This is a genomic window from Paraburkholderia bengalensis (genome assembly GCF_037126505.1).
Taxonomy (GTDB): Bacteria; Pseudomonadota; Gammaproteobacteria; order Burkholderiales; family Burkholderiaceae; genus Paraburkholderia; species Paraburkholderia bengalensis.
The window spans coordinates 1-976 of record NZ_JACFYJ010000266.1 but is presented as its reverse complement, the minus strand read 5'-3'; the positions used below and the strand labels follow the sequence as shown (position 1 = coordinate 976).

Sequence of the window (976 nt, the reverse complement as noted above, 5' to 3'; positions counted from 1 at the left end):
TCAAAGAGACCGACGACCTGGTCGATGTGATCCGGATTCTTCATCAGCGGATGGATCCCTCTCATCACCTGAGCGAGCAATAGCTTCTTCTTTCCACTCCGTTTCGAGGCGTTGACGCGTGATCGCCGTGGCACCATCCGGCGATTGCCGATGCGATCTACGAGGGCAGCCGATCGCGTACTGTCCGTACCTGTTCCTCGGCAATGACCCGGAGATGATACACGGCACATTGAGGTATATCCGAAGCGTCTCGGCGCCGTCCATCAGACGCGCACCTTTGCAGCGCCGCGCCTCGCTGCCGCGCAGGTAGTACCTGACACGCTGCGACGACGTCCACGGGCGACAGCGCATTGCGCGCGCAGAGGTGACGCTCACGGCCAGGGTGGACGATCCGTCGAAACTGAGCCTTGCGGGTCGTCCGATCGTGAACCTGCGCTACTTTCCGCGGCTTGCTGCCGGCAGCATGGCGACCCCAACGTGCACGAAATGTTGACGTCGCTTAATTCCGCTAGCCGCGCCGACTAATTTTGCGAATGACAGGATACGTCGGAGCCCTAGAATTTTCGAGAAAAGCTCAAAATTTCTCGAATTTATGATGTCGTGACAATGCGACGTTGCGTGTGCTAGCGGACGAAAGATGATGCTATTGCGTTTCGCCCGACGACTTATTCCGCTAGCGTGAGGGAAAAGCCTGACGGGCCGGGGAGCGAGATGGTAAAGAAAGACAACCTTTCTGATCGCGAGACAAGCATCGCCCGCATTTTGCGAACCCTTGGCAAAGACCCGATGACGCGAGGGCAGGCCAAGCAAGCAGCGAGGTTGCTCGATGTCCACTGGACAACCATCTACCGCTTGCGGAGACGTTTTCTTGCCGACCCGGTTGCGAGTTCCCTGAAACCGCGTCCACGCGGACCGAGGGTCGGGAGTCGTCGCATCGGGCGGCATACTGAAATCATCATCAATGACGTATTGACAG

General features: G+C 58.0%; 1 protein-coding gene. It reads left to right on the top strand.

Translation table 11 applies throughout. From position 1 onward, the window contains the following. Nucleotides 1-711 precede the first annotated feature (711 nt). The coding region (locus tag H3V53_RS43145; RefSeq protein WP_336603034.1) for a helix-turn-helix domain-containing protein at nucleotides 712-976 on the top strand (265 nt) is incomplete at its 3' end.